The sequence below is a fragment of the Rhabdochromatium marinum genome, from assembly GCF_016583795.1.
GTDB classification, from domain to species: Bacteria; Pseudomonadota; Gammaproteobacteria; order Chromatiales; family Chromatiaceae; genus Rhabdochromatium; species Rhabdochromatium marinum.
Window position 1 is genome coordinate 1 of record NZ_NRRS01000201.1, and the last position, 784, is coordinate 784.

At 46.9% G+C, this 784-nt stretch carries 1 protein-coding gene; it reads right to left on the reverse strand.

Going from position 1 to position 784, the window contains the following annotated elements; translation table 11 throughout:
• A partial coding sequence (locus CKO36_RS19300; RefSeq protein ID WP_200286482.1) for a DUF4277 domain-containing protein occupies positions 1-205 on the reverse strand: 205 nt, incomplete at its 3' end.
• Between the last annotated feature and the right edge of the window lie 579 nt (positions 206-784).

Consider the following 784-nt stretch of genomic DNA (forward strand, 5'->3'; position numbering starts at 1 on the left):
GCGCGAAGCCTAACCCGTTGAGTACCATCGCTTTTACAGACTGTCCCAGGGAGATGATCCGGCTGCTTTCATCCTGTACCATAACCCGATCAATGAGCTCCCCGAGACCCAGCTCGTCGTACATTCCGGCTACCAATCCCAGGTGTTCGAGCGCTTGGCTGCTGTAATGCTGTGGACTGGCCTTTGAGCCAGTTTCGATGTGCATGGCCAGCCTGCTTCCCCCTGAATGTTTGCGATAAACGCAAGGATAGATGAGTTGAGAGAAAACCTGTTGGTGGCGTGAGCGGGTGCGGAATGTCGGTTGTACCATCGGCTCAGACGATTGTCATCCAGTCTCGAAACTTTGTGCCCGAAGCGACGATTTTTTAGGTGGGTGCTAGTCGGTTACCCTCTCGCGCAACGAACAAGGGATGGCTCCTCTTTGGCAAATAATCACACGGGACTGGACAATGTATGTTACAATGATAAAGAATATATATGGAGGTTTTTATGAATACGATCAATACAAATTCTCTCTCATCATATTATAAACCAGAACAGAGTCTTAAGAATGAAACTATAAAAACTGAAAAAACCACACTAGAGGTGAGTGCAAGTTTAGAAACTGTAGAAACAAAAAAAGAATATGATTTTAAAAACATTACTCCTCATGAGACCGGGTGCTACCTTTCAATAATGTCCTTAGCAAGGCTGAGCACCGAACTGATCGATCTTGTCCCAGAATTGCGCCCAGCGTCCGGTCGACTGAACCAATGCACGTAAGCTCAAAACAATCTTGGCGCCC